Here is a 23,481-nt window from a genome sequence, read left to right as displayed (position 1 = left end):
GCCCGAGATCAAGCCTGTGCGCTTGACTCCCGGAGACCGGCTCCTTCCCGCCACGATAGCCTGGTCGGGTGATCGACCAGCACCTCCCCGGGTCCGCGACGAGCCCGCAGCTCGACCCCGCCTTCGACTCCGTGTGGGACGAGCTGGTCTGGCGAGGCTCGGTGCACGTGTCGACCGATGCGGGAGCGTTGCGCGAGCTGCTGTCGGGGGAGCCGATCACCTACTACTGCGGGTTCGACCCGACCGCGCCCAGCCTCCACCTCGGGAACCTGGTGCAGCTGATCGTCATGCGCCGGCTCCAGCTGGCCGGGCATCGGCCGCTCGGGCTCGTCGGCGGCTCGACCGGGCTGATCGGGGATCCGCGTCCGACGGCCGAGCGGACGCTGAACTCGCGCGAGACGGTGACGGCGTGGGTCGAGCGCCTCCAGGCGCAGGTGTCCCGGTTCGTTCCCGCGGGCGGCGACAACGGGCTGCGCCTGGTCAACAACCTCGACTGGACCGCTCCGCTGTCGGCGATCGACTTCCTGCGGGAGATCGGGAAGCACTTCCGTGTGGGGACGATGCTCAAGAAGGACGCGGTCAGCGCCCGCCTCAACTCCGATGCGGGGATCAGCTACACCGAATTCAGCTACCAGATCCTGCAGGGACTCGACTACCTGGAGCTCTACCGGCAGTACGGGTGCGTCCTGCAGACCGGCGGCAGCGACCAGTGGGGCAACCTGACGAGCGGGACCGACCTGATCCACCGCACGGAGGGCGTGTCGGTCCACGCGATCGGTACACCCCTGGTGATGAACTCCGACGGCACCAAGTTCGGCAAGAGCGAGGGCAACGCCGTCTGGCTCGACTCCGAGCTCACCAGCCCGTACGCGTTCTACCAGTTCTGGGTCAACACGGACGACCGTGACGTCGCCGACCGCCTGCGGATCTTCACCTTCCTGCCGCGCACGGAGATCGAGCGCCTGGAGAAGGCCGCTGCCGACGAGCCGTTCCGCCGGGAGGCGCAGCGCGCGCTCGCCTGGGAGGTCACGTCGCTGGTGCACGGAGCGGAGGCGACGCGCTCGGTGATCGACGCGTCGGCCGCGCTCTTCGGCAAGGGCTCGCTCGAGGGGATCGACCCGGTCATCCTCCGTGGCGCGCTCGAGGCGGTGCCCTCGGTGGAGGCGACCCCGGAGACGCCGGCGCTGCAGGCGTTCGTCGAGACCGGACTCGTCGCCAGCACGGGGGAGGCGCGACGGGCTCTCGCTCAGGGAGGGCTCTCGGTGAACAACACCGCCCTCCCGTCCGAGACCGTCACGCTCGGCGAGCTCCCGTTGATCGACGGGATCGCCGTCCTCCGTCGCGGCAAGAAGAGCTTCGCCGGGGCCTTCGTCCGCTGACCGCGTGCCCGCTCTCCTCGAGCGGACGCGGGCGATGACGGCGTCGGCCGTCTGATCAGCTCGGTGTCCGGTAGCCGGTAGCCGGTAGCCGGTAGCCGGTAGCCGGTAGCCGGTAGCCGGTGTCCGGTGTCCGGTGCCCGGTGTCCGGTGTCCGGTGTCCGGTGTCCGGTGTCGGGTACCGAGTCGGACACTCAGCGACGCACGGCCCCTGAATCCCGACACGCCCGGGACGCAGGCGATTTGCCGCTCGGCCGAGGCCCGACGTAATGTAACTCCTCGTCACCCCAAAGGAGCGGCAAGCGGGAGTCAGGCGCAGAGCGTCGAGACCAGCTGGCCCACCTCAAGCGGGGACCATCCCCTCGCTCCCAGGCCTGTTAGAGATTCGTCTCTTGAAGACTGCGGGATCGCGAGCGTAAGATGCAAAGCCTCCATGGGACACGGTCCCGGCTTCGTTGCAAGGCCTCACGGCCGAGCCCGGTGCAGCGGTGCGGTCCTCAATCGTGCAGCGAACACCCCGAAGAAGCCGGACTTGACACGGCCTGCGGATGTGCTAAGTTAATCGAGTTGCCACGGAGGCGATCGGGACTTCGGTTCTGACAAGCCTAACCGGTCTCGGCAAGCAAGACAAATCGAGTGGCTCACGCCCTCGTACAGCAAACTTCGATCACTTTCGTTGTGAAGCACCGTTCTGGTGTGGAGGCGGGATGTGTCCGATTCTTGAGAACTCAACAGCGTGCACTATGTTCAATGCCAATTTTATACCCCGGCCTTGATCTTCGGATCGGGTTGGGATTCCTTTGGAAATTGATGTCAGCTTCCGGCTTTCGGGTCGGAGAGATGTCTTATTTGCTAGAGGTCAAACTTGACTCTCCTTCTCTTCGGGGTTGGGGGTCGTAATTTTTTTACGGAGAGTTTGATCCTGGCTCAGGACGAACGCTGGCGGCGTGCTTAACACATGCAAGTCGAACGATGAAGCCCAGCTTGCTGGGTGGATTAGTGGCGAACGGGTGAGTAACACGTGAGTAACCTGCCCTTGACTCTGGGATAAGCGCTGGAAACGGCGTCTAATACCGGATACGACCTGCCCCGGCATCGGGTGCGGGTGGAAAGTTTTTCGGTCAAGGATGGACTCGCGGCCTATCAGCTAGTTGGTGAGGTAATGGCTCACCAAGGCGACGACGGGTAGCCGGCCTGAGAGGGTGACCGGCCACACTGGGACTGAGACACGGCCCAGACTCCTACGGGAGGCAGCAGTGGGGAATATTGCACAATGGGCGAAAGCCTGATGCAGCAACGCCGCGTGGGGGATGACGGCCTTCGGGTTGTAAACCTCTTTTAGTAGGGAAGAAGGGCTTCGGCTTGACGGTACCTGCAGAAAAAGCACCGGCTAACTACGTGCCAGCAGCCGCGGTAATACGTAGGGTGCAAGCGTTGTCCGGAATTATTGGGCGTAAAGAGCTCGTAGGCGGTTTGTCGCGTCTGCTGTGAAAACCCGAGGCTCAACCTCGGGCCTGCAGTGGGTACGGGCAGACTAGAGTGCGGTAGGGGAGAATGGAATTCCTGGTGTAGCGGTGGAATGCGCAGATATCAGGAGGAACACCGATGGCGAAGGCAGTTCTCTGGGCCGTTACTGACGCTGAGGAGCGAAAGCGTGGGGAGCGAACAGGATTAGATACCCTGGTAGTCCACGCCGTAAACGTTGGGAACTAGATGTGGGGACCTTTCCACGGTCTCCGTGTCGCAGCTAACGCATTAAGTTCCCCGCCTGGGGAGTACGGCCGCAAGGCTAAAACTCAAAGGAATTGACGGGGGCCCGCACAAGCGGCGGAGCATGCGGATTAATTCGATGCAACGCGAAGAACCTTACCAAGGCTTGACATATACCGGAAACTTCCAGAAATGGTTGCCCCGCAAGGTCGGTATACAGGTGGTGCATGGTTGTCGTCAGCTCGTGTCGTGAGATGTTGGGTTAAGTCCCGCAACGAGCGCAACCCTCGTTCTATGTTGCCAGCACGTCATGGTGGGAACTCATAGGAGACTGCCGGGGTCAACTCGGAGGAAGGTGGGGATGACGTCAAATCATCATGCCCCTTATGTCTTGGGCTTCACGCATGCTACAATGGCCGGTACAAAGGGCTGCGATACCGTAAGGTGGAGCGAATCCCAAAAAGCCGGTCTCAGTTCGGATTGAGGTCTGCAACTCGACCTCATGAAGTCGGAGTCGCTAGTAATCGCAGATCAGCAACGCTGCGGTGAATACGTTCCCGGGCCTTGTACACACCGCCCGTCAAGTCATGAAAGTCGGTAACACCCGAAGCCAGTGGCCTAACCGCAAGGAGGGAGCTGTCGAAGGTGGGATCGGTGATTAGGACTAAGTCGTAACAAGGTAGCCGTACCGGAAGGTGCGGCTGGATCACCTCCTTTCTAAGGAGCATCTGGACACCGCAGGGTGTTCCAGGCGCCAGATCAAAGCGAATGTCTTTGCTGGTAGCTCATGGGTGGAACATTGAACTAGGTGCTCGGTGAGATCGTCTCGCGTCAGTACAGCCTTCGGGTTGGGAACGCGTCGGGGCGGTGGAGTCGGGTACATGCACGCTGTTGGGTCCTGAGGGACCGGGCCGGCTGCCTTCGGGTGGCGGGGTCGACTCTCCGGATCCTTTTCTCACGCCTGGGTGTGTGGGAGAGGGATACCGCCCGTATTTTGAGAACTACACAGTGGACGCGAGCATCTTAGATTCACGGCTTCGGTCGTGGATCGACAAGATTCGCATGGCGCGGCTTTCGGGCTGCGGTCATGCAAATCATTGGATCTGCAACTTTTCGAGTTGTAGTTTCTTAACTCATGTGATTAGCAAGTTCATAAGAGCAAACGGTGAATGCCTTGGCATCTGGAGCCGAAGAAGGACGTCGTAATCTGCGATAAGCCTCGGGGAGCTGATAAACGAGCTGTGATCCGAGGATTTCCGAATGGGGAAACCCCGCCAGGCCCCTTGTGGTGACCTGGTGACTCCCGCCTGAATATATAGGGCGGGTAGAGGGAACGTGGGGAAGTGAAACATCTCAGTACCCACAGGAAGAGAAAACAACAGTGATTCCGTCAGTAGTGGCGAGCGAACGCGGAAGAGGCTAAACCGAGTCATGTGTGATACCCGGCAGGGGTTGCATGGCCGGGGTTGTGGGACTTTTCGTTCCGGTCTGCCGGCCGGTGAACGTTACAGCGCATCATAGACGAACAGGTTTGAACGCCTGGCCAGAGCGGGTGCGAGCCCCGTAGTCGAAATGGTGTTATGGCGTGAAGAGTATCCCAAGTAGCACGGGGCCCGAGAAATCCCGTGTGAATCTGTCAGGACCACCTGATAAGCCTAAATACTCCCAGATGACCGATAGCGGACAAGTACCGTGAGGGAAAGGTGAAAAGTACCCCGGGAGGGGAGTGAAATAGTACCTGAAACCGTTTGCTTACAAACCGTCGGAGCCTCCTTGTAGGGGTGACGGCGTGCCTTTTGAAGAATGAGCCTGCGAGTTAGTGCTCTGTGGCGAGGTTAACCCGTGTGGGGCAGCCGTAGCGAAAGCGAGTCCGAATAGGGCGATTCAGTCGCAGGGTCTAGACCCGAAGCGAAGTGATCTATCCATGGCCAGGTTGAAGCGACGGTAAGACGTCGTGGAGGACCGAACCCACTTCAGTTGAAAATGGAGGGGATGAGCTGTGGATAGGGGTGAAAGGCCAATCAAACTTCGTGATAGCTGGTTCTCTCCGAAATGCATTTAGGTGCAGCGTTGCGTGTTTCTTGCCGGAGGTAGAGCTACTGGATGGCCGATGGGGCCCAAAAGCTTACTGACGTCAGCCAAACTCCGAATGCCGGTAAGTGAGAGCGCAGCAGTGAGACTGTGGGGGATAAGCTTCATAGTCGAGAGGGAAACAACCCAGACCACCAACTAAGGTCCCTAAGCGCGTGCTAAGTGGGAAAGGATGTGGAGTTGCACAGACAACCAGGAGGTTGGCTTAGAAGCAGCCACCCTTGAAAGAGTGCGTAATAGCTCACTGGTCAAGTGATTCCGCGCCGACAATGTAACGGGGCTCAAGCACGCCACCGAAGTTGTGGCATTGACATTAGTGGTAGGCCTTCGTGGTCCAGCCGTGTTGATGGGTAGGAGAGCGTCGTGTGGCGAGTGAAGCGGCGGTGTGAACCAGCCGTGGATGCCACACGAGTGAGAATGCAGGCATGAGTAGCGAAAGACGGGTGAGAAACCCGTCCTCCGGAAGACCAAGGGTTCCAGGGTCAAGCTAATCTTCCCTGGGTAAGTCGGGACCTAAGGCGAGGCCGACAGGCGTAGTCGATGGACAACGGGTTGATATTCCCGTACCGGCGAAGAACCGCCCAAGACAATCCAGTAGTGCTAAGTATCTGAATCCCTTTGATGGATCCCTTCGGGGTGAAGCGTTGGGCCTAGCGTACGACCCCGTGCTGGTGCGTTTAGCGTATTAACAGGTGTGACGCAGGAAGGTAGCCGAGCCGGGCGATGGTTGTCCCGGTCTAAGGATGTAGGGCGAACGATAGGCAAATCCGTCGTTCATACAGCCTGAGATCTGATGGGTAGACGCAAGTCGAAATCGGTGATCCTATGCTGCCAAGAAAAGCATCGACGCGAGGTTCTAGCTGCCCGTACCCCAAACCGACTCAGGTGGTCAGGTAGAGAATACTAAGGAGATCGAGAGAATCGTGGTTAAGGAACTCGGCAAAATGCCCCCGTAACTTCGGGAGAAGGGGGGCCTGAGGCGTGAACGGACTTGCTCCGGGAGCGTTCGATGGCCGCAGAGACCAGTGGGAAGCGACTGTTTACTAAAAACACAGGTCCGTGCTAAGTCGCAAGACGATGTATACGGACTGACGCCTGCCCGGTGCTGGAAGGTTAAGAGGAACGGTTAGCCGCAAGGCGAAGCTGAGAATTTAAGCCCCAGTAAACGGCGGTGGTAACTATAACCATCCTAAGGTAGCGAAATTCCTTGTCGGGTAAGTTCCGACCTGCACGAATGGCGTAACGACTTCCCAGCTGTCTCAACCGCGAACTCGGCGAAATTGCATTACGAGTAAAGATGCTCGTTACGCGCAGCAGGACGGAAAGACCCCGTGACCTTTACTATAGTTTGGTATTGGTGTTCGGTGTGGCTTGTGTAGGATAGGTGGGAGACGTTGAAGCGGGCACGCTAGTGTTCGTGGAGTCATTGTTGAAATACCACTCTGGTCACTCTGGATATCTAACTTCGGACCCTAATCGGGTTCAGGGACAGTGCCTGATGGGTAGTTTAACTGGGGCGGTTGCCTCCCAAAGAGTAACGGAGGCGCCCAAAGGTTCCCTCAACCTGGTTGGCAATCAGGTGGCGAGTGTAAGTGCACAAGGGAGCTTGACTGTGAGACTGACAAGTCGAGCAGGGACGAAAGTCGGGACTAGTGATCCGGCAGTGGCTTGTGGAAGCGCTGTCGCTCAACGGATAAAAGGTACCTCGGGGATAACAGGCTGATCTTGCCCAAGAGTCCATATCGACGGCATGGTTTGGCACCTCGATGTCGGCTCGTCGCATCCTGGGGCTGGAGTAGGTCCCAAGGGTTGGGCTGTTCGCCCATTAAAGCGGTACGCGAGCTGGGTTTAGAACGTCGTGAGACAGTTCGGTCCCTATCCGCTGCGCGCGCAGGAAATTTGAGAAGATCTATCCCTAGTACGAGAGGACCGGGATGGACGAACCTCTGGTGTGTCAGTTGTTCCGCCAGGAGCACCGCTGATTAGCTACGTTCGGAACGGATAACCGCTGAAAGCATCTAAGCGGGAAGCCGGCTTCGAGATGAGATTTCCATCCCTTCGGGGGAGAGGCTCCCAGCCAGACGACTGGGTTGATAGGCCGGATGTGGAAGACAGGACTAAAGACTGTCGGAGCTGACCGGTACTAATAAGCCGATAACTTGATAATCACTACACTCATACCGTTGTAAAGGCTGGTAGGAGTGGTCAGAGATTGCTTGCGTCCACTTTGTGGTTCCCAGAAGACGGGCACCCCGCATCCTCCTTCGGGAGGAGCGGAACAATTGAATACACGCACGGCGTGTAACCCAGATTTGACCATGTGCCCTCGGGTGCGTGTGTCGCCAGGGTTACGGCGGCCATAGCGAGAGGGAAACGCCCGGTCACATTCCGAACCCGGAAGCTAAGACTCTCAGCGCCGATGGTACTGCAGGGGGGACCCTGTGGGAGAGTAGGACACCGCCGGACACCATTCACGATGGCCACCCAGAAATGGGTGGCCATCGCTGTTTAACCGGTCGGTCTCTGTTCGAGGAGGAACAGGGCCGGCCGGAGCGACGATGACCGTCGTCGCCCGACTCCGGAACGAGGAGCAGCGATGACTCAGCACGACCCGACGCCCTCTCCGGAATCGAGGCCGCTCCAGAACGGCTTCGACGCCGTGGAGGAACACGTCCTGTCAGACGAGCTCCTCCAGATCGAGCAGGCTGCGCTCAACGAGAGGGCAGCCGGATACGTCCAGCTGCAGGAGCAGCTGCGCATCCGACTCGAGAACGCGGACCGCGACCGATGACCGAAGACTCGCGACTCGACTCGGCTCTCGCCGAACGGGGCATCGCCCGGTCCCGCACCCATGCCGCTCGGATGATCGCCGACGGTCTGGTGACGGTGGACGGCGTCCCTGCACTGAAGCCCTCGATCCGCGTCCGCGACGATCAGGACGTCGCGGTCGCCGGCCACGACCACTACGTCAGCCGGGCCGCCCACAAGCTGCTCGCCGCCCTCGACACCTTCGCGACGGTGCGAGTCGCCGGCCGGAACGCTCTCGACGTCGGGGCGTCGACGGGCGGGTTCTCGCAGGTCCTGCTCGAGCGCGGCGCCGCCTCGGTGATCGCCCTCGACGTCGGGCACGCGCAGCTCGCTCCCCGGATCCGGTCCGACGATCGCGTCCACGTGGTGGAGGGGTTCAATGCGCGGGATCTCACCGCCGCCCGGCTCGCCGAAGCCGCCAGGACCGAGATCGTGCCGGACCTGGTCGTGTCCGACGTGTCCTTCATCTCCCTGCGGATGGTTCTGCCTCCGGTGGCGGCCTCTGTGGATCCGCTCGCCGACTTCGTGGTGCTGGTGAAGCCGCAGTTCGAGGTCGGCCGCTTGGGAGTGCGGGAGGGGATCGTCCGGGATCCCGAGCTGCGTCGCGAGGCCCTCTCGGACGTCCTGTGGTCGGCGTGGGACCTGGGGCTCGGCGTCGTCGGGCTGGCCGAGTCGCCACTCCCGGGGGGCGCTGGGAATCGTGAGTATCTGGCGCACCTCCACCGCGACCGCGGAACGATTCCGACAGAATGGAGGGACGCGGTCACCGCGCTCACCACCGGATGACGCGATCGTGTCCGCCGCTGTCGACCGACCAGAAGGACACACCCTCGATGCAGTCCCCTCGTGACGAGCGCAACATCCTCGTCGTCGCCCACACCGGACGGACGGACTCCCTCGATGCGGCGGTCCTCGTCGTCGAGCGCCTCCGGAACTCCGGCGCCCACCCCGTCCTCTGCGCCGACGACAAGGGCGACATCGTCGCGGTCGCTCCGGATCTGAGCGACGTCGCCGTGCTCGGGTCCGACGTGCCGCTCGAGTCCATCGAGCTCGTGTTCGTGCTCGGCGGGGACGGGACCATCCTCCGCGCGGCGGAGATCGTCCGGTCCGGGACGGCCCCTCTGCTCGGCGTGAACCTCGGCCACGTCGGATTCCTCGCCGAGAGCGAGCGGGACGATCTCGACGACGCCGTCGCCCGCGCACTCGACGGCGACTACGCGGTCGAGGAGCGGATGACCCTGCAGGTGCGCGTCAAGATCGACGAGGCCGTCGTTTACGAGACCTGGGCGCTCAACGAGGCCACGGTCGAGAAGGGCAGCCGCGAGCGGATGCTCGAGGTCATGGTGGGCGTCGACGGACGTCCGCTGTCGAGCTTCGGCTGCGACGGCATCGTCGTGTCCACTCCGACCGGTTCCACCGCTTACGCCTTCTCCGGGGGCGGGCCCGTGGTGTGGCCGACCGTCGAGGCGATGCTCCTCGTTCCGCTCAGTGCCCACGCGCTCTTCGCGCGGCCCCTCGTCGTGGGCCCGTCGTCGAGCCTCGCCGTCGAGGTCAAGGAGAGGACCGACGGCGTCGGCGTCCTCTGGGCCGACGGCCGGCGCGCCTACGAGCTGCCGCCGGGAGCGCGCGTCGTCTACCGGCGCTCGCCCGTGCCCGTGCGCTTCGCACGCCTGCACGACGCCCCCTTCACCGATCGACTCGTGCACAAGTTCGGTCTCCCCATCCGCGGATGGCGGGGGTCGGCGGAGACGGAGTAAGGCCCGATGCTCGAAGAGCTGCAGATCCGCGACCTCGGAGTGATCGCCGAGGCGACGCTCCCGCTCGGACCGGGCTTCACCGCGGTCACCGGCGAGACCGGCGCCGGCAAGACGATGGTGGTCACGGCGCTCGGCCTCGTGCTGGGCGCGCGCTCGGACGCGTCCGCGGTGCGCTCGGGAGCGAAGCAGGCCTGGGTGTCGGGGCGCTGGCTGGTCCCCGAGGAGGGCCCGGTCGCCGAGCGCGTCCACGACGCCGGCGGCGATCTCGACGGCCCGGAGCTGCTCCTCGCGCGGTCCGTCTCGGCGGAGGGACGCGGGCGAGCCGTCGTCGGCGGCCGGAGCGCACCGGTCAGCGTGCTGAGCGAGCTCGCCGATCAGCTGGTCGTCGTGCACGGGCAGTCGGACCAGATCCGCCTCCGCTCCGCCGCGGCGCAGCGCGAGGCGCTCGACCGGTTCGGCGGACCCGGTCTCGCCGACGCCCTCCGCGACTACGCGAGCGCCTTCGAGCGCTGGCGGGCCAACCGGGAGGAGCTCGACTCGCTCACCGAGGCCCGGGAGACGCGCGCCCGCGAAGCCGAACGGCTCCGCTCCGCCCTCGCCGAGATCGAGGTGGTCGCCCCCCAGCGCGGGGAGGACGTCGAGCTCGCGGCGCAGTCCGCCCGGCTCGGGAGCATCGAGCAGCTCCGGCTCGCCGCCGGCGAGGCCCGCGAGGCGATCTCGTCCGAGGAGCTGGATGGGCGGGACGCGCTCGGGCTCCTCGAGACGGCGCGGCGCGTGCTGGAGCGGGCGGCCGAGCACGACGCCGCCCTGCAGCCGACGGTCCAGACGCTCGGCGAGGCGGCGGTGCTCCTCGTCGACGCCGCCGGCGGGCTCTCCTCGTACCTGGCGGAGCTCGACCTCGACGGCGCGCACGACCTGGAGCTGATCGAGAACCGGCGGGCGGAGCTGTCCCTGCTCGCCCGCACCTACGGACCGACGCTGGACGACGTGCTCGACCTGGTGGACTCCTCCGGACTCCGCCTGCTCGAGCTCGACGGCGACGACGAGAGGATCGCGGCTCTCGAGGCCGACACCGCGGCCGACGCGGACCTCGTCGACCGCCTCGCGACCCGGCTGACCGAGCTGCGGACCGCGGCGGCCGCCGAGCTGGGGGAGCGGGTCAGCGACGAGCTCACCGCGCTGGCCATGGCGGATGCGCGCCTGCACGTGAAGGTGACGGCCGCGGGGGAGCCGAGCGTCCACGGGCGCGACTCCGTCGAGATGCTGCTCCAGCCGCACACCGGGGCCGCACCCCGGCCCCTCGCCCGCGGAGCCTCGGGAGGCGAGCTCTCGCGGGTGATGCTCGCGATCGAGGTCGTGGTCGCCGCCAACGACCCCGTGCCGACGTTCGTCTTCGACGAGGTCGACGCAGGGGTCGGCGGAGCGGCGGCGATCGAGATCGGCCGACGGCTCGCGCGGCTCGCCGAGACGTCGCAGGTCATCGTGGTGACCCACCTCGCGCAGGTCGCCGCATTCGCCACGAACCACCTCCGCGTCGAGAAGGGCTCGGACGGCGCGGTGACCTCGAGCGCCGTGACGCAGCTCGACTCCGAGGAGCGGGTGTCCGAGATGGCGCGCCTGCTCTCGGGGCTCACCGACTCCGCCAACGCTCTCGCTCATGCGCGGGAGCTCCTCGAATCGAGTCGGCGGGGCTGATCGCGAGCGGCCCGGGACGACATCGATCCGTCCCGGGCGGTCCGCCGCCGCCGTTCTGCTGTTACGGTGGAACCCCGTGGTGGACTTTACGAACGCGGGCCTTTCCTCTTCTTCTCCCTCGGATCCCGAGGGCTCCTCCGGGTCCTCGACCCGGAGCGCTTCGACGGCCGGGCAGGACGCCCCCTCGAAGATCACGAAGCACATCTTCGTCACCGGCGGTGTCGTCTCCTCGCTCGGTAAGGGACTCACGGCCGCGAGCCTGGGAAATCTGCTGACCGCGCGCGGGCTGCGCGTCGTCATGCAGAAGCTCGACCCGTACCTCAACGTGGACCCGGGGACGATGAACCCGTTCCAGCACGGCGAGGTCTTCGTGACCGACGACGGCGCCGAGACCGATCTCGACATCGGCCACTACGAGCGCTTCCTCGACATCAACCTGAACCAGGCCGCGAACGTCACGACCGGCCAGATCTACTCGCGGGTCATCGCGCGGGAGCGCGCCGGCGAGTACCTCGGCGACACGGTCCAGGTCATCCCGCACATCACGGACGAGATCAAGCGGCGCATGCGCCTCCAGTCGGAGGACGACCCGCAGCCGGACGTCATCATCACCGAGATCGGCGGCACCGTCGGCGACATCGAGAGCCAGCCGTTCATCGAGTCGGCCCGCCAGGTCCGCCACGAGCTCGGCCGCCGCAACGTCTTCTTCGTGCACGTCTCGCTGGTGCCCTTCATGGGCGCCTCCGGCGAGCAGAAGACCAAGCCCACCCAGCACTCCGTCGCGGCGCTGCGCTCGATCGGCATCCAGCCGGACGCGCTGGTGCTGCGGAGCGACCGGCCCGTGTCGGAGTCGAACAAGCGCAAGATCGCGCTGATGTGCGACGTCGACGAGCAGGCCGTGGTCAACGCCAAGGACGTCGCGTCGATCTACGAGATCCCGCAGATGCTCAACGAGCAGGGCCTCGACGCCTACATCATCGACCAGCTGGGCCTCCCGGCCGGCGAGGTCGTCTGGGACGGCTGGTCGCGACTGCTCGAGGCCGTGCACGAGCCCAAGCACGAGGTCACCATCGGCCTGGTCGGGAAGTACATCGACCTGCCCGACGCCTACCTCTCCGTGACGGAGGCCCTGCGAGCCGGCGGCTTCGCGCAGCAGACGAAGGTCGCCATCCGCTGGATCGCCTCCGACGGGCTCGAGGACCCCGAGGCTGCGGCCAAGGCGCTCTCCGAGCTCGACGGCATCTGCGTGCCCGGCGGCTTCGGCATCCGCGGTATCGAGGGCAAGCTCGGCGCGCTGCGCTTCGCGCGGGAGAACGGGATACCGACCCTCGGGCTCTGCCTCGGCCTGCAGTGCATGGTCATCGAGTACGCCCGCAACGAGGCCGGCCTCGAGGGGGCCTCGTCGTCGGAGTTCGACCCGGAGACGGAGTTCCCCGTCATCGCGACGATGGCCGAGCAGGTCGAGATCCTCGCGTCCGGGGACATGGGCGGCACGATGCGCCTCGGCCTCTACACGGCCGAGCTGGCCGAGGGCTCGATCGTCGCCGAGGTGTACGGCGCACCTGAGGCGGCCGAGCGCCACCGCCACCGCTACGAGGTCAACAACCGCTACCGCGACCGGATCGCCGAGGCGGGGCTCTGGTTCTCGGGCCTCTCGCCCGACGGCCACCTCGTGGAGTACGTCGAGCTGCCCCGCGAGAAGCACCCCTACTACGTGGGCACGCAGGCGCACCCGGAGCTCCGCTCGCGCCCGAACGCCGCGCACCCGCTCTTCCGCGGCCTCGTGACCGCCGCCCTCGAGCGCCAGGAGGCCTCGCGCCTCTTCCCGGCATCGGAGGCGGGCGCCGATGAGTGAGCCGCTGTCGGACGAGCTCGTCGAGCCGGAGGTCCTGACCAGTGAGCGCGTCTTCGACGGGATGGTCTGGGGCGTCCGCGCGGAGACGTTCCGCTACGGCGGCGGCGAGCTGCGCCGGGAGTTCCTCGATCACACGGGAGCCGTCGCCGTGCTGGCCCTCGACGACGAGGACCGCGTCGCCCTGATCAAGCAGTACCGGCACCCTGTCCGCACCCGCGAGTGGGAGATCCCGGCCGGCCTGCTCGACGTGGAGGGCGAGGATCCCCTGGTCGCCGCTCAGCGGGAGCTGGGCGAGGAGACGGACCTGCAGGCCGAGCGCTGGGACCTGCTCTCGGAGTTCGCCACCTCGCCGGGCGGCAGCGACGAGGTCATCCGGATCTACCTGGCCCGCGGGCTCTCGTCCACCGGCTCCGCCTTCGACCGCGAGGCGGAGGAGGCGGACATGGAGCTGCGGTGGGTGCCGCTGGACGAGGCGGTCGAGGCGGTCCTCGCCCGCCGGGTGCAGAACCCCTCGCTGACGATCGCGGTGCTCGCGGCGCACGCGTTCCGCTCGCGCGACTGGGACGGGCTGGGCGACGCGTCCTCGCCGTGGACGCGCCACCCGCGGGTCCGCCACCCCCGGGGGTGAGCCCCCGCGCCTGCGCCGAGGCGTACCTCCGGCAGGCGAGCGTGGAGCGCGGGCTCTCGGCGCACACGCTCGCGGCCTACCGGCGCGACCTGGAGCTCTACCTCGGCTGGCTCGAGGAGCGCGGGACCGTCGATCTGGCGCAGCTCGGACGGGTCGACGTGGGGGAGTTCTCCTCCTGGCTGGCCGCACGCCCGGAGCGGCCGCTCGCGGCGAGCTCGCGCGCACGGATCCTCTCGAGCGTCCGAGGGCTGCACCGCTTCGCCCTCGAGGAGGGGGTCGTCGCGGACGACGTGGCCCGGGACGTGGTGCCGCCGAAGATCCCGATGACCCTGCCGAAGGCGGTCACGGTCGCGCAGATGGCGGCACTGCTCGACGCGGCGCGCGGCGAGGAGCTCGCGGACCTGCGGGACCGGGCCCTGCTGGAGCTGCTCTATGCGACGGGCGCGCGCATCTCGGAGGCGGTGGACCTGAACGTCGACGACGTGGTCGCCGCGGAGGTGGTGCGGCTGACGGGAAAGGGGTCCAAGCAGCGGATGGTGCCGCTCGGCCGCTTCGCCCGCGAGGCGGTCGACGAGTACCTCGTCCGTGCGCGGCCCGAGCTCTCGCGGAGGGGGCGCGCGACGCCGGCGCTCTTCCTGGGGGTCCGCGGGAGCCGCCTGTCGCGGCAGAGCGCCTGGCTGGTCATCCGCGCCGTCGCCGAGAAGGCCGGGCTGGACCGGGAGATCTCGCCGCACACCTTCCGGCACTCCTTCGCGACCCACCTGCTCGCGGGCGGCGCCGACGTCCGCGTGGTGCAGGAGCTCCTCGGGCACGCCTCGGTGGCGACGACGCAGATCTACACGCTGGTGACGGCGGACACGCTCCGGGACGTCTACACGTCCGCGCACCCGCGAGCGCGGCGCTAGAGCCGCGGCCCCGCGCGGCGGGGCGCGGCGGCCGGGGAGCGGGGCGCCGGTACACTCGTCGGAGGCCGCGCGGGAGCGCACGCCGCCACGGAAGCGAGGACGACGCAGGTGACACGCAAGACGGACGACAAGGCCGAGCTCACCGGTCTCGAAGCCCCGACGCTCGGCCCGACCGGCCGCCCCCTGCGCGACTTCCCGCTGCCGGTGGAGCTCACCGGTCACGGCCCCGCTCGGATCATCTCGCTCTGCAACCAGAAGGGCGGCGTCGGCAAGACGACGACGACCATCAACCTGGGCGCGACCCTCGCCGAGTACGGCCGCCGCGTGCTGGCCATCGACTTCGACCCGCAGGGCGCCCTCTCGGCCGGCCTCGGGGTCACCACCTACGACGCCATCACGATCTACGACCTGCTCCTCGGCACCGTGAAGGACCCGGCCGAGGCGATCCGGAGGACCCGCGTGCCGGGCCTGGACGTCATCCCGGCCAACATCGACCTCTCCGCCGCCGAGGTCCACCTCGTCAACGAGGTCGCGCGCGAGCAGATCCTCGCCCGGGTGCTCCGCAAGGTGAGCGCGGACTACGACGTCATCCTGATCGACTGTCAGCCCTCGCTGGGCCTGCTCACGGTCAACGCGCTCACCGCGAGCCACGGCGTCCTCATCCCGCTCGAGTGCGAGTTCTTCGCGCTGCGCGGCGTCGCCCTGCTGATCGAGACGATCGACAAGGTCCGCGACAGGCTCAACCCGGTGATCGAGCTCGACGGCATCCTGCCCACGATGTACGACTCCCGCACCCTGCACTCGCGGGAGGTGCTCGACCGGGTGGTCGACGCCTTCGGCGACAGCGTGCTCGAGACGGTGATCGGCCGCACGGTGAAGTTCCCGGACGCCAGCGTGTCCGGCGTCCCGATCACCCAGTTCGCGCCCGAGCACAACGCCGCGAAGGCGTACCGCAAGCTCGCCAGGGAGCTGATCTCGCGTGGCGCGGTCGCCTGAGGTCCTCCTCGAGGAGCGCACCGCTCCCACCGGGTTCCACCTCGCGCTGACCAACTTCGAGGGTCCGTTCGACCTCCTGCTGAGCCTCATCGCGAAGCAGCAGGTCGACATCACCGAGATCGCGCTGAGCGCCGTGACGGACGAGTTCCTCTCGTACCTGCACGGGATCGACTCGCTCGAGGGGCTGGACCGCGCGTCGGAGTTCCTCGTCGTCGCCGCGACGCTCCTCGACCTGAAGATCGCCGGACTCCTGCCCCAGGGCGAGCTCGTGGACGCGGAGGACGCGGCGCTGCTGGAGGCGCGCGACCTGCTGTTCGCCCGGCTCCTGCAGTACCGGGCCTTCAAGCAGGTGTCGTCGTGGTTCGCCGAGCGGATCGCGATCGAGACCGCCCGCCACGTGCGCGATGTGCCTCTGGAGGAGGAGTACCGGTCCGCGAAGCCGGAGCTCGTCTGGACCCTGTCGCCCGCCGACTTCGCCGCCCTCGCGACCGTCGCCCTCGCTCCGCGCGAGCTGCCGACGGTGGGCCTGGACCACCTGCACGCCCCGCAGATCAGCATCCGGGAGCAGGCCGCCCGCGTCGTGGCGATGCTGCGCGCCCGCGGGAGGGCCACCTTCGGCGAGCTGATCGCGGACGCCGACGAGAAAGGCGTGATCGTCGCGCGCTTCCTGGCCGTGCTCGAGCTCTACCGGCACGCCGCGATCTCGTTCGACCAGCCGGAGCCGCTCGGCGAGCTCACGCTGCGCTGGGTCGCCGAGCAGTGGAGCGATGCGAGCCTCGCCGCGCTCGGAGCCGACTATGACTCCTGACGCCGGCCCCGGGACCGTCGCGTTCGAGATCGACCGGGCGATCGAGGCGATCCTGATGGTCGCGGACGAGCCGCAGCCGCTCGCCTCCCTCGCGACCGCGCTGTCGAGGCCGATCGCCGTGGTCCGCCAGTCGATCGAGCGCCTGGTAGCCGACTACGACGGCGCCGACGGGGCGATCCGCCGGGGCTTCGAGCTGCGCGAGGTCGGTGCCGGCTGGCGGATCTACGTGCGCCGCGAGTACGACCCGGTGGTCAAGGACTTCGTCCTGACGCAGAACCCGACGCGGCTCTCGCAGGCGGCGCTCGAGACGCTCGCCGTGATCGCCTACAAGCAGCCGGTCTCGCGCGGTCAGGTCGCGCAGATCCGCGCGGTCAACGTCGACTCCGTCGCGCGCACCCTCCTCGGCCGCGGCCTCATCGCGGAGGTCGGCCACGACCCCGAGACGGGCGCGGTCCTCTACGGCACCACCGAGCAGCTGCTCGTGCACCTCGGCCTCACCTCGCTCGACGAGCTGCCGAAGATCTCCCCCCTACTGAGCGACGGAAGAGACGGATTCGATGAGCGCGCCTGACAGCGGCCCCGACGGCGAACGACTGCAGAAGGTCCTCGCGGCAGCGGGGGTCGCCTCCCGACGAGTGGTCGAGGAGATGATCGTGGCGCGGCGGATCCGCGTCAACGGCGAGGTGGCGGACGAGCTCGGCCGCCGCATCGATCCGGCGACCGACCGGATCGAGGTCGACGGGGTCGCGGTGCAGCTGGACACCTCGCGCCGCTATGTGATGCTCAACAAGCCGATCGGCGTCGTCAGCTCGCTGGCGGACGAGAACGGACGCACCGACCTCAGCCTCTACACGAAGAACTTCGAGGAGCGGCTGTTCAACGTCGGGCGCCTCGACGCCGAGACCTCGGGCCTGCTCGTGCTGACCAACGACGGCGAGCTCGCCCACGTCCTCGCGCACCCGTCGTTCGGAGTGACGAAGACCTACATCGCGAAGGTGCACGGGCAGGTCCTCCCGCAGACGATCGCGACGCTGACCTCCGGGATCGAGCTCGACGACGGACCGGTGGCCGCCGACAAGGCGCGTCTCCTCGGCCGGCCGGAGGGCCGCTCGAACGCCTCGCTCGTCGAGATCACCCTGCACTCCGGTCGCAACCGGGTCGTCCGCCGGATGATGGCGGCGGTCGGCCACCCGGTGATCGAGCTCGTCCGGCGCCAGTTCGGGCCGCTGCACCTGGGCACCCTGCGCTCGGGCGATCTGCGCGACCTGACCCGGGAGGAGCTGGGCGCGCTGCTCACGATCGCGCGGCAGGGCGGCGAGGCGGTGGCGGCCGCTCCCGCGGTCCCCTCGAAGAAGGCGAGCGCGGGTGCGCGGCGGCCCCGGCCTGACAGCGGCGAGCGCGTCGCCCCGGCGGAGCGCGGCTCGGCCGGGCGATCCTCGGATCGCGGCGGATCGTCCGGACGGTCGTCCGACCGCGGCGGCTCGGCGGGACGGTCGTCCGATCGCGGCGGCTCCTCCGCCGGCGGCGGGCGGAGCGACGGTCCTCCGCGCCGGTCCGGCGCCGACAAGCAGCGCCGCGCCGATCGCTAGGCTGTCGGGGTGAACGAGCTCCTGCACCCCGCGCCGCCCGCGATGCGGACGACCGGGACGGTGCGGGTGGTCGGCTCCGGACTGCTCGGCGCCTCCATCGGCCTCGGCCTCGCCTCCCGCGGGATCGACGTCGTCCTCGACGACGCCTCGCCCGCGAGCCTCTCCCTCGCCATCGACTACGGGGCCGGCCGCGCCGCCTCCGCCGACGACCGGCCCTCCGTCGTCGTCGTCTGCGTCCCCCCTGACGTCACCGCGAGCGTCGTCGAGCGCGAGCTCGCGGCGCACCCCGGAGCCGTCGTCACCGACGTGGCGAGCGTCAAGACCCAGCCGCTGCGCGAGCTGCGCTCCCGCGGCGTCGACCTCGCCCGCTACATCGGCTCGCACCCGATGGCCGGCCGCGAGCGCGGCGGACCGGTCGCCGCGCGGGGGGACCTCTTCGTCGGCAGACCCTGGGTGATCTGCCGCGACGGCGAGACCGCGCCCGACGCGCTCGCGCGGGTGGAGGGCCTCGCTCTCGACCTCGGCGGCACCATCGTCGAGATGGACCCGGAGGAGCACGACCTCTCGGTCGGCCTCGTCTCGCACGCCCCGCAGGTGATCTCGTCGCTGCTCGGCCAGCGCCTCCTCGACGCCCCGAACGCGGCGCTCCGCCTCGCCGGGCAGGGCGTCCGCGACGTCTCGCGCCTGGCGGCCTCGGCCCCCGAGCTCTGGATGCAGATCCTGGCCGCGAACCGCGAGCACGTCGTCGCGGTGCTCGACGCCTTCCGCGACGACGTCGCCGCGGTCGCCGACGCGCTTCGCGACCTCGAGGCGCCCGGCTCGCGCCGCGTGCTCGCCGAGCACCTGGCCGCGGGCAACGCCGGAGTGGCGCGCCTGCCCGGCAAGCACGGCCAGGACCAGCGCTTCTCGACCCTGATCGTCCTCGTCGACGACTCTCCCGGAACCCTCGCGCGGCTCCTGGTGGAGATCGGCGAGGCGGGCGTCAATCTCGAGGACGTGCGCCTCGAGCACGCGCAGGGGCGCCGAGTGGGTCTCGCCGAGATCTCGGTGGTGCCCGAGGCGGTCGCGCCGCTGACCGAAGAACTGACCGTACGCGGCTGGAGGATCGCCGGATGAGCACCGAGCAGAACAGGCAGGAGGGCGGCCTGAACAGGATGACGCCCGCCCGCCGGGCACAGCAGAGCATCCCGGAGGACGGGGGCGCGGCTCCCGAGCGCGAGGCGCGCTCCGAGGCCGCCGAGCAGGGCGACTTCGGCGAGGCCGTCGTGGTCGCCATCGACGGCCCGGCCGGCAGCGGCAAGTCCAGCGTGTCGAGGGCTGCCGCCCGTCGCCTGGACTTCGAGTTCCTCGACACGGGAGCGGCCTACCGCGCGCTCGCCTGGCACGGGCTCGACCGCGGCCTCGACTTCGAGGACCAGGACGCGATCGTCGACGCGCTCGACGGCTTCGACTACTCCATCGGCACCGACCCCGAGTCGTACTCGGTGTGGGTCGGTCCGACCGAGGTGACCACCGCCATCCGCGAGCCCCGGGTGACCGCGCGCGTCTCGGCCGTGGCGAAGGTCCCCGAGGTCCGTCGGAGGATCACACTGCTGTTCCGGAGGATCATCGGCGAGACGCGTCGGGAGGGCATCATCGTCGAGGGCCGCGACATCACGACGGTCGTCGCACCGACCGCTCCGGTCCGGATCCTGCTGACGGCGAGCGAAGAGGCTAGAATGGCCAGGCGTTCGCGCGAGGTCACCACGGAATCCGCCGAGGCGACGGGTCAGGCGCTGCGGTCGAGGGACCGCGCCGACTCGCAGGTGGTCGACTTCATGAACGCCGCAGAAGGAGTCACTCTTCTCGACTCCACTCATCTCGACTTCGAGCAGACCGTCGACGCGGTCGTCGCCGAGGTCCGAACTTCGAGAGCAAGGGCCGGTCATGGCACAGGACACGCACGTCGGTGACGACGAGCTGAACTTCGGAGACGACGACCTCGTCGAGCGCCTCGGCGACCTCGACGAGCAGCTCGCCTCCTCACGCGCGCAGGCGCTCCGGAGCGGACTCGAGGACTACGACCTCGACGAGGAGGACCTCGACCTCCTCGAGTTCGCCGGGGAGGACTCGGACGAGGTCCGCTACCTCCCCGCCCTCCCGGTCGTGGCGATCGTGGGCCGCCCCAACGTCGGCAAGTCCGCGCTGGTGAACCGCATCCTCGGCCGCCGCGAGGCCGTCGTCGAGGACACCCCGGGCGTCACGCGCGACCGCGTGTCCTACAAGGCGGAGTGGATCGACCGGGCGTTCACCATCGTCGACACCGGCGGCTGGGAGCCCGACGCCCGCGGCATCGACGCCTCCGTCGCCATGCAGGCCGAGATCGCCATCGACCTCGCCGACGCCGTCATCTTCGTCGTCGACGCGAACGTCGGCGCGACCGCGACCGACGAGCACGTCGTGAAGCTGCTGCGCAAGACGAAGAAGCCGGTCTTCCTCGCCGCCAACAAGGTGGACGACGCCCGCCAGGAGCCGAACGCCGCCTCGCTGTGGTCGCTCGGCCTGGGCGAGCCCCGCCCCGTCTCGGCGGTCCACGGCCGCGGCGTCGCCGACCTTCTCGACGCGGTGCTCGAGAAGCTCCCTCTGGAGTCGGCCGTCGCCAAGCGCGAGGTCGGCGGACCGCGCCGCGTCGCGATCCTCGGCCGCCCGAACGTCGGCAAGTCCAGCCTGCTCAACAAGGCCGCGGGGGAGGAGCGGGTCGTCGTCAACGAGCTCGCCGGCACCACGCGCGACCCGGTCGACGAGCAGGTCGAGATCGCCGGCAAGGTCTGGCGCTTCGTCGACACCGCGGGCATCCGCCGCCGCGTGCACCTCCAGCAGGGCGCCGACTTCTACGCGTCGCTGCGCACCTCGACGGCGCTCGAGAAGGCCGAGGTCGCCGTCGTCGTCCTCGACGTCTCGCAGCCGATCTCGGAGCAGGACGTCCGCATCATCGACCTGGTGCTGGAGTCGGGCCGGGCGCTCGTGCTCGCCTTCAACAAGTGGGACCTCCTCGACGACGAGCGCCGCCGCTACCTCGAGCGCGAGATCGAGACCGACCTCGCCCACGTGGCGTGGGCGCCCCGCGTCAACATCTCGGCCCGCACCGGCCGCCACCTCGAGAAGCTCGTGCCGGCGCTCGAGCTCGCCCTCGAGTCGTGGGACACGCGCATCCCGACGGGCAAGTTCAACGCGTTCCTCGCCGAGCTCACCGCGGCGCACCCGCACCCCCTCCGCGGAGGCAAGCAGCCCCGCGTGCTCTTCGGCACGCAGGCCTCGTCGCGCCCGCCGACATTCGTCCTCTTCACCACCGGGTTCCTCGACCCCGGCTACCGCCGCTACATCGCACGCCGCCTGCGCGAGATCTACGGCTTCCAGGGGTCGCCGGTGAACGTCAACATGCGCGTCCGCGAGAAGCGCGCGCGCTGAGCGCAGCCGCACCGTGTCCGGCCCGTGGGAGCTCCTCCCGCGGGCCGTCCACGTCTCCGGGAGGAACGGTCGTCGAGTCGCGGGGGCGGATGCCGCTTCGGTGCGTCTCGGTCGAGCAGGTCGACCTCGTCGCGAGCGGGAGTGACGGGCGGCGCGGCGCTGCCGCCTACACAGCGGCTTCCCTCGAACCGCGCGGTCGTTCCTCCGAGCGGGCGTCGGCAGGGCCGGGAGGCCGGTCAGTCGCCGGTGGCGAAGGGCCACCACGGCGGCAGGAGCCGTCGGTAGGCGGCGAGGTAGCTGCCGGGATCGCGGGGCGCGGGCAGGCGGAGCCACTGCTCCATCAGGCCGACGGAGCCCGCCGCGAGGAACGAGGCCGTCGCGTTCTCGAGGAACCCGAGCGGTGCGTCCGCGGCCGGGACGTCGAGGATCCCGGTGTCGAGCGTCGCGGAGACGGCGGTGCGGAAGTGCCCCGCGAGCATCGCGCGGAGGCCCGAGTCGCCGCCGGGGGCGTCGAAGGCGCGGAGGTAGAGGTCGCGGTGGCCGTCCAGGTGGCCGAGGACGCGGGAGGTGCCCTCGCGGATGCTCGCGTCGGTCGCGGCGCCGCTCCGGAGCTGCTGCAGGTAGCCCTCGCGGATCGCGTCGAGCTCGTCCCGCAGGGCGGCGCAGAGCAGTTCTGCGGCGGAGGAGGCGTGGGCGTAGAAGGTGGAGCGGTTCACGCCGGCGAGATCCGTGATCTCGGAGACGGTGAGGGTGGCGACGTCGCGGCCGGTCGCGAGTTCGATGATGGCCCGGTGCAGGGCCACCTGTGATCGCTTCTGCCGCGCATCCACTGCTGACGCCTCCCGAGCTGCCGACGGCGCGTCGACCCGTGCCGACGCGTTCCGCGCAGCGAGTCTACGGGGCCCGCTCGTTTTCACTTCCGGCGTCGGCATCCGCTAAGGTAGTCGAGTTGCCCGGGCCTCGGCCCGGTCTGCCACGGGCTGTGGCGCAGCTTGGTAGCGCACTTGACTGGGGGTCAAGGGGTCGCAGGTTCAAATCCTGTCAGCCCGACGGAAAGCCCTGATGAGACCACTGGTCGTCGTCAGGGCTTCCGTCGTTTCCGGGCCTCGTCGTGAGGCTGCGGGCCGCTCACCGGAGCGCTGCGGCGACCTCGGCGAAGGCCTCGCGACGTCGAGCGGAGCGCGCCTCCCGCTCGGCGGGATCCCGTGCCCAGAGCGCCTGTCGGGACGGATGGAAGGTGCGGATCACCGTGAGGCCGCGCTCGCGCTCGATCGCCGGGTGCCGCCTGAGGAGGCGCCGCCAGCCGTGATCGGCCTCGCCGCCCTGAAGGAGGACCACCTCGACGTCGGGGGCGAGCGCGAGCAGATGCAGGACGGTCTCGACGCCGGCGTCGAGCTGCTCGGCGTTCGGCGCCTGGTTGATGTACCAGGGGTAGGCGTTCCACGGCAGCAGGTCGACGGGGGCGAGGCCCACCTCGTCCATCAGCCCGGCCATGAGCTCCGCCGTCGGGTCGTCGTTCTCGGTGCAGAGGAAGCCGCTTCCGATGCCGTCCTGAGTGGCGGGGCCGGGATCGCGGAGGACGCTGAGGACGCGCGCCTCCACTCCGCCGTGCAGGGGCGCGACGTAGGGCAGCCAGCCGCGTCCGTAGGGGTTCCGCAGCTCGTCGACCCAGCGGTTCACGGGAGCCACGTGCGGTGCGTAGCGCTGCTCCCACTGGGCGCGGCGGAAGGAGAGGTCGGCCATGGAGCGGGGCATGTCCGCACCCTGGAGGGTGACCGGGGCGGCGCGGCACCCTTCCTGGTCGTCGGCCGTGCCG

16 protein-coding genes, 1 tRNA gene, 3 rRNA genes and 1 pseudogene are annotated in these 23,481 nt (G+C 68.1%); 19 read left to right on the top strand and 2 right to left on the bottom strand.

Annotated elements, in window-relative coordinates; genetic code table 11:
* Positions 1-68: 68 nt before the first annotated feature.
* The 18 genes and pseudogenes from tyrS to der all read left to right on the top strand — a co-directional run bounded on the left by tyrS (position 69) and on the right by der (position 21,665).
* Positions 69-1,379 carry a tyrosine--tRNA ligase gene (gene tyrS / locus GTU71_RS06350; protein ID WP_159939500.1) on the top strand — a complete coding sequence of 437 codons (1,311 nt, stop codon included), beginning with the start codon at positions 69-71 and terminating at the stop codon, positions 1,377-1,379.
* 901 nt (positions 1,380-2,280) lie between these two features.
* A 16S ribosomal RNA gene (locus GTU71_RS06345) occupies positions 2,281-3,803 on the top strand.
* A gap of 425 nt (positions 3,804-4,228) precedes the next feature.
* Positions 4,229-7,344 (top strand): 23S ribosomal RNA (locus GTU71_RS06340).
* A 182-nt stretch (positions 7,345-7,526) separates the two neighbouring features.
* Positions 7,527-7,643, top strand: a 5S ribosomal RNA gene (gene rrf, locus GTU71_RS06335).
* The 16S, 23S and 5S rRNA genes sit together here, the layout of an rRNA operon.
* A gap of 130 nt (positions 7,644-7,773) precedes the next feature.
* A complete protein-coding gene (locus GTU71_RS06330) occupies positions 7,774-7,968 on the top strand; it encodes a hypothetical protein (protein WP_159939499.1) in 195 nt (64 codons plus the stop codon).
* Positions 7,965-8,771, top strand: a complete 807-nt coding sequence (locus tag GTU71_RS06325) for a TlyA family RNA methyltransferase (protein ID WP_159939498.1) — start codon at positions 7,965-7,967, stop codon at positions 8,769-8,771. Before GTU71_RS06330 ends, GTU71_RS06325 begins: the two co-directional genes overlap by 4 nt.
* A gap of 47 nt (positions 8,772-8,818) precedes the next feature.
* Entirely contained in the window at positions 8,819-9,742 is a 924-nt protein-coding gene (locus GTU71_RS06320; RefSeq protein WP_104222498.1) for an NAD kinase, read from the top strand.
* Between the two features lie 6 nt (positions 9,743-9,748).
* Positions 9,749-11,437 (top strand): DNA repair protein RecN, encoded by a 1,689-nt coding sequence (recN, locus tag GTU71_RS06315; protein WP_104247183.1) that lies wholly within the window; start codon positions 9,749-9,751, stop codon positions 11,435-11,437.
* A 190-nt stretch (positions 11,438-11,627) separates the two neighbouring features.
* Complete coding sequence (locus GTU71_RS06310) at positions 11,628-13,292, top strand: CTP synthase (RefSeq protein ID WP_104222604.1); 1,665 nt, start codon at positions 11,628-11,630, stop codon at positions 13,290-13,292.
* Positions 13,285-13,920 carry an NUDIX hydrolase gene (locus GTU71_RS06305; protein WP_104233392.1) on the top strand — a complete coding sequence of 212 codons (636 nt, stop codon included), beginning with the start codon at positions 13,285-13,287 and terminating at the stop codon, positions 13,918-13,920. Before GTU71_RS06310 ends, GTU71_RS06305 begins: the two co-directional genes overlap by 8 nt.
* The gene (xerD, locus tag GTU71_RS06300) at positions 13,917-14,825 is read left to right on the top strand and encodes a site-specific tyrosine recombinase XerD (RefSeq protein ID WP_159939497.1); all 909 of its coding nucleotides are present in this window, start codon (positions 13,917-13,919) and stop codon (positions 14,823-14,825) included. Before GTU71_RS06305 ends, xerD begins: the two co-directional genes overlap by 4 nt.
* 108 nt (positions 14,826-14,933) lie before the next feature.
* The gene (locus tag GTU71_RS06295) at positions 14,934-15,821 is read left to right on the top strand and encodes a ParA family protein (protein ID WP_104222502.1); all 888 of its coding nucleotides are present in this window, start codon (positions 14,934-14,936) and stop codon (positions 15,819-15,821) included.
* A complete protein-coding gene (locus tag GTU71_RS06290; protein WP_159939496.1) occupies positions 15,805-16,629 on the top strand; it encodes a ScpA family protein in 825 nt (274 codons plus the stop codon). Before GTU71_RS06295 ends, GTU71_RS06290 begins: the two co-directional genes overlap by 17 nt.
* Positions 16,619-17,200, top strand: a complete 582-nt coding sequence (gene scpB, locus GTU71_RS06285; RefSeq protein WP_104238575.1) for an SMC-Scp complex subunit ScpB — start codon at positions 16,619-16,621, stop codon at positions 17,198-17,200. Before GTU71_RS06290 ends, scpB begins: the two co-directional genes overlap by 11 nt.
* Positions 17,187-17,939, top strand: a pseudogene (locus tag GTU71_RS06280) (pseudouridine synthase); the annotation flags it as partial. The gene scpB and the pseudogene GTU71_RS06280, both read left to right, overlap by 14 nt.
* Before the next feature lie 321 nt (positions 17,940-18,260).
* Positions 18,261-19,334, top strand: a complete 1,074-nt coding sequence (locus tag GTU71_RS06275) for a prephenate dehydrogenase (protein WP_159941122.1) — start codon at positions 18,261-18,263, stop codon at positions 19,332-19,334.
* Complete coding sequence (cmk, locus tag GTU71_RS06270; protein ID WP_244230649.1) at positions 19,331-20,170, top strand: (d)CMP kinase; 840 nt, start codon at positions 19,331-19,333, stop codon at positions 20,168-20,170. The genes GTU71_RS06275 and cmk overlap by 4 nt, the downstream gene beginning before the upstream one ends.
* Positions 20,145-21,665, top strand: coding sequence for a ribosome biogenesis GTPase Der (gene der / locus GTU71_RS06265; protein ID WP_104222506.1), 1,521 nt, complete (start codon positions 20,145-20,147; stop codon positions 21,663-21,665). Before cmk ends, der begins: the two co-directional genes overlap by 26 nt.
* A 236-nt stretch (positions 21,666-21,901) precedes the next feature.
* Here der and GTU71_RS06260 read toward each other — a convergent pair whose 3' ends face one another.
* Positions 21,902-22,468 carry a TetR/AcrR family transcriptional regulator gene (locus GTU71_RS06260; protein WP_104250723.1) on the bottom strand — a complete coding sequence of 189 codons (567 nt, stop codon included), beginning with the start codon at positions 22,466-22,468 and terminating at the stop codon, positions 21,902-21,904.
* Between the two features lie 173 nt (positions 22,469-22,641).
* Here GTU71_RS06260 and GTU71_RS06255 point away from each other — a divergent pair.
* Positions 22,642-22,715, top strand: a tRNA-Pro gene (locus GTU71_RS06255).
* Positions 22,716-22,793: 78 nt separating this feature from the next.
* Here GTU71_RS06255 and GTU71_RS16405 read toward each other — a convergent pair.
* A complete protein-coding gene (locus tag GTU71_RS16405) occupies positions 22,794-23,420 on the bottom strand; it encodes a uracil-DNA glycosylase (RefSeq protein ID WP_159939495.1) in 627 nt (208 codons plus the stop codon).
* Positions 23,421-23,481 lie beyond the last annotated feature (61 nt).

The sequence above is a fragment of the Rathayibacter sp. VKM Ac-2762 genome (genome assembly GCF_009866585.1).
In the GTDB taxonomy this organism is placed as follows: Bacteria; Actinomycetota; Actinomycetes; order Actinomycetales; family Microbacteriaceae; genus Rathayibacter.
The sequence above is the reverse complement of the archived record's forward strand: the minus strand, read 5'-3'. Positions and strand labels throughout refer to the sequence as shown.

Coding starts and splice junctions, on each gene's coding strand:
- GTU71_RS06325 (WP_159939498.1), top strand. CDS start 7,965: ATGACCGAAGACTCGCGACTCGACTCGGCTCTCGCCGAACGGGGCATC.
- cmk (WP_244230649.1), top strand. CDS start 19,331: ATGAGCACCGAGCAGAACAGGCAGGAGGGCGGCCTGAACAGGATGACG.
- recN (WP_104247183.1), top strand. CDS start 9,749: ATGCTCGAAGAGCTGCAGATCCGCGACCTCGGAGTGATCGCCGAGGCG.
- GTU71_RS06330 (WP_159939499.1), top strand. CDS start 7,774: ATGACTCAGCACGACCCGACGCCCTCTCCGGAATCGAGGCCGCTCCAG.
- der (WP_104222506.1), top strand. CDS start 20,145: ATGGCACAGGACACGCACGTCGGTGACGACGAGCTGAACTTCGGAGAC.
- GTU71_RS06275 (WP_159941122.1), top strand. CDS start 18,261: ATGCGGACGACCGGGACGGTGCGGGTGGTCGGCTCCGGACTGCTCGGC.
- GTU71_RS06305 (WP_104233392.1), top strand. CDS start 13,285: ATGAGTGAGCCGCTGTCGGACGAGCTCGTCGAGCCGGAGGTCCTGACC.
- scpB (WP_104238575.1), top strand. CDS start 16,619: ATGACTCCTGACGCCGGCCCCGGGACCGTCGCGTTCGAGATCGACCGG.
- GTU71_RS16405 (WP_159939495.1), bottom strand. CDS start 23,420: ATGCCCCGCTCCATGGCCGACCTCTCCTTCCGCCGCGCCCAGTGGGAG.
- GTU71_RS06320 (WP_104222498.1), top strand. CDS start 8,819: ATGCAGTCCCCTCGTGACGAGCGCAACATCCTCGTCGTCGCCCACACC.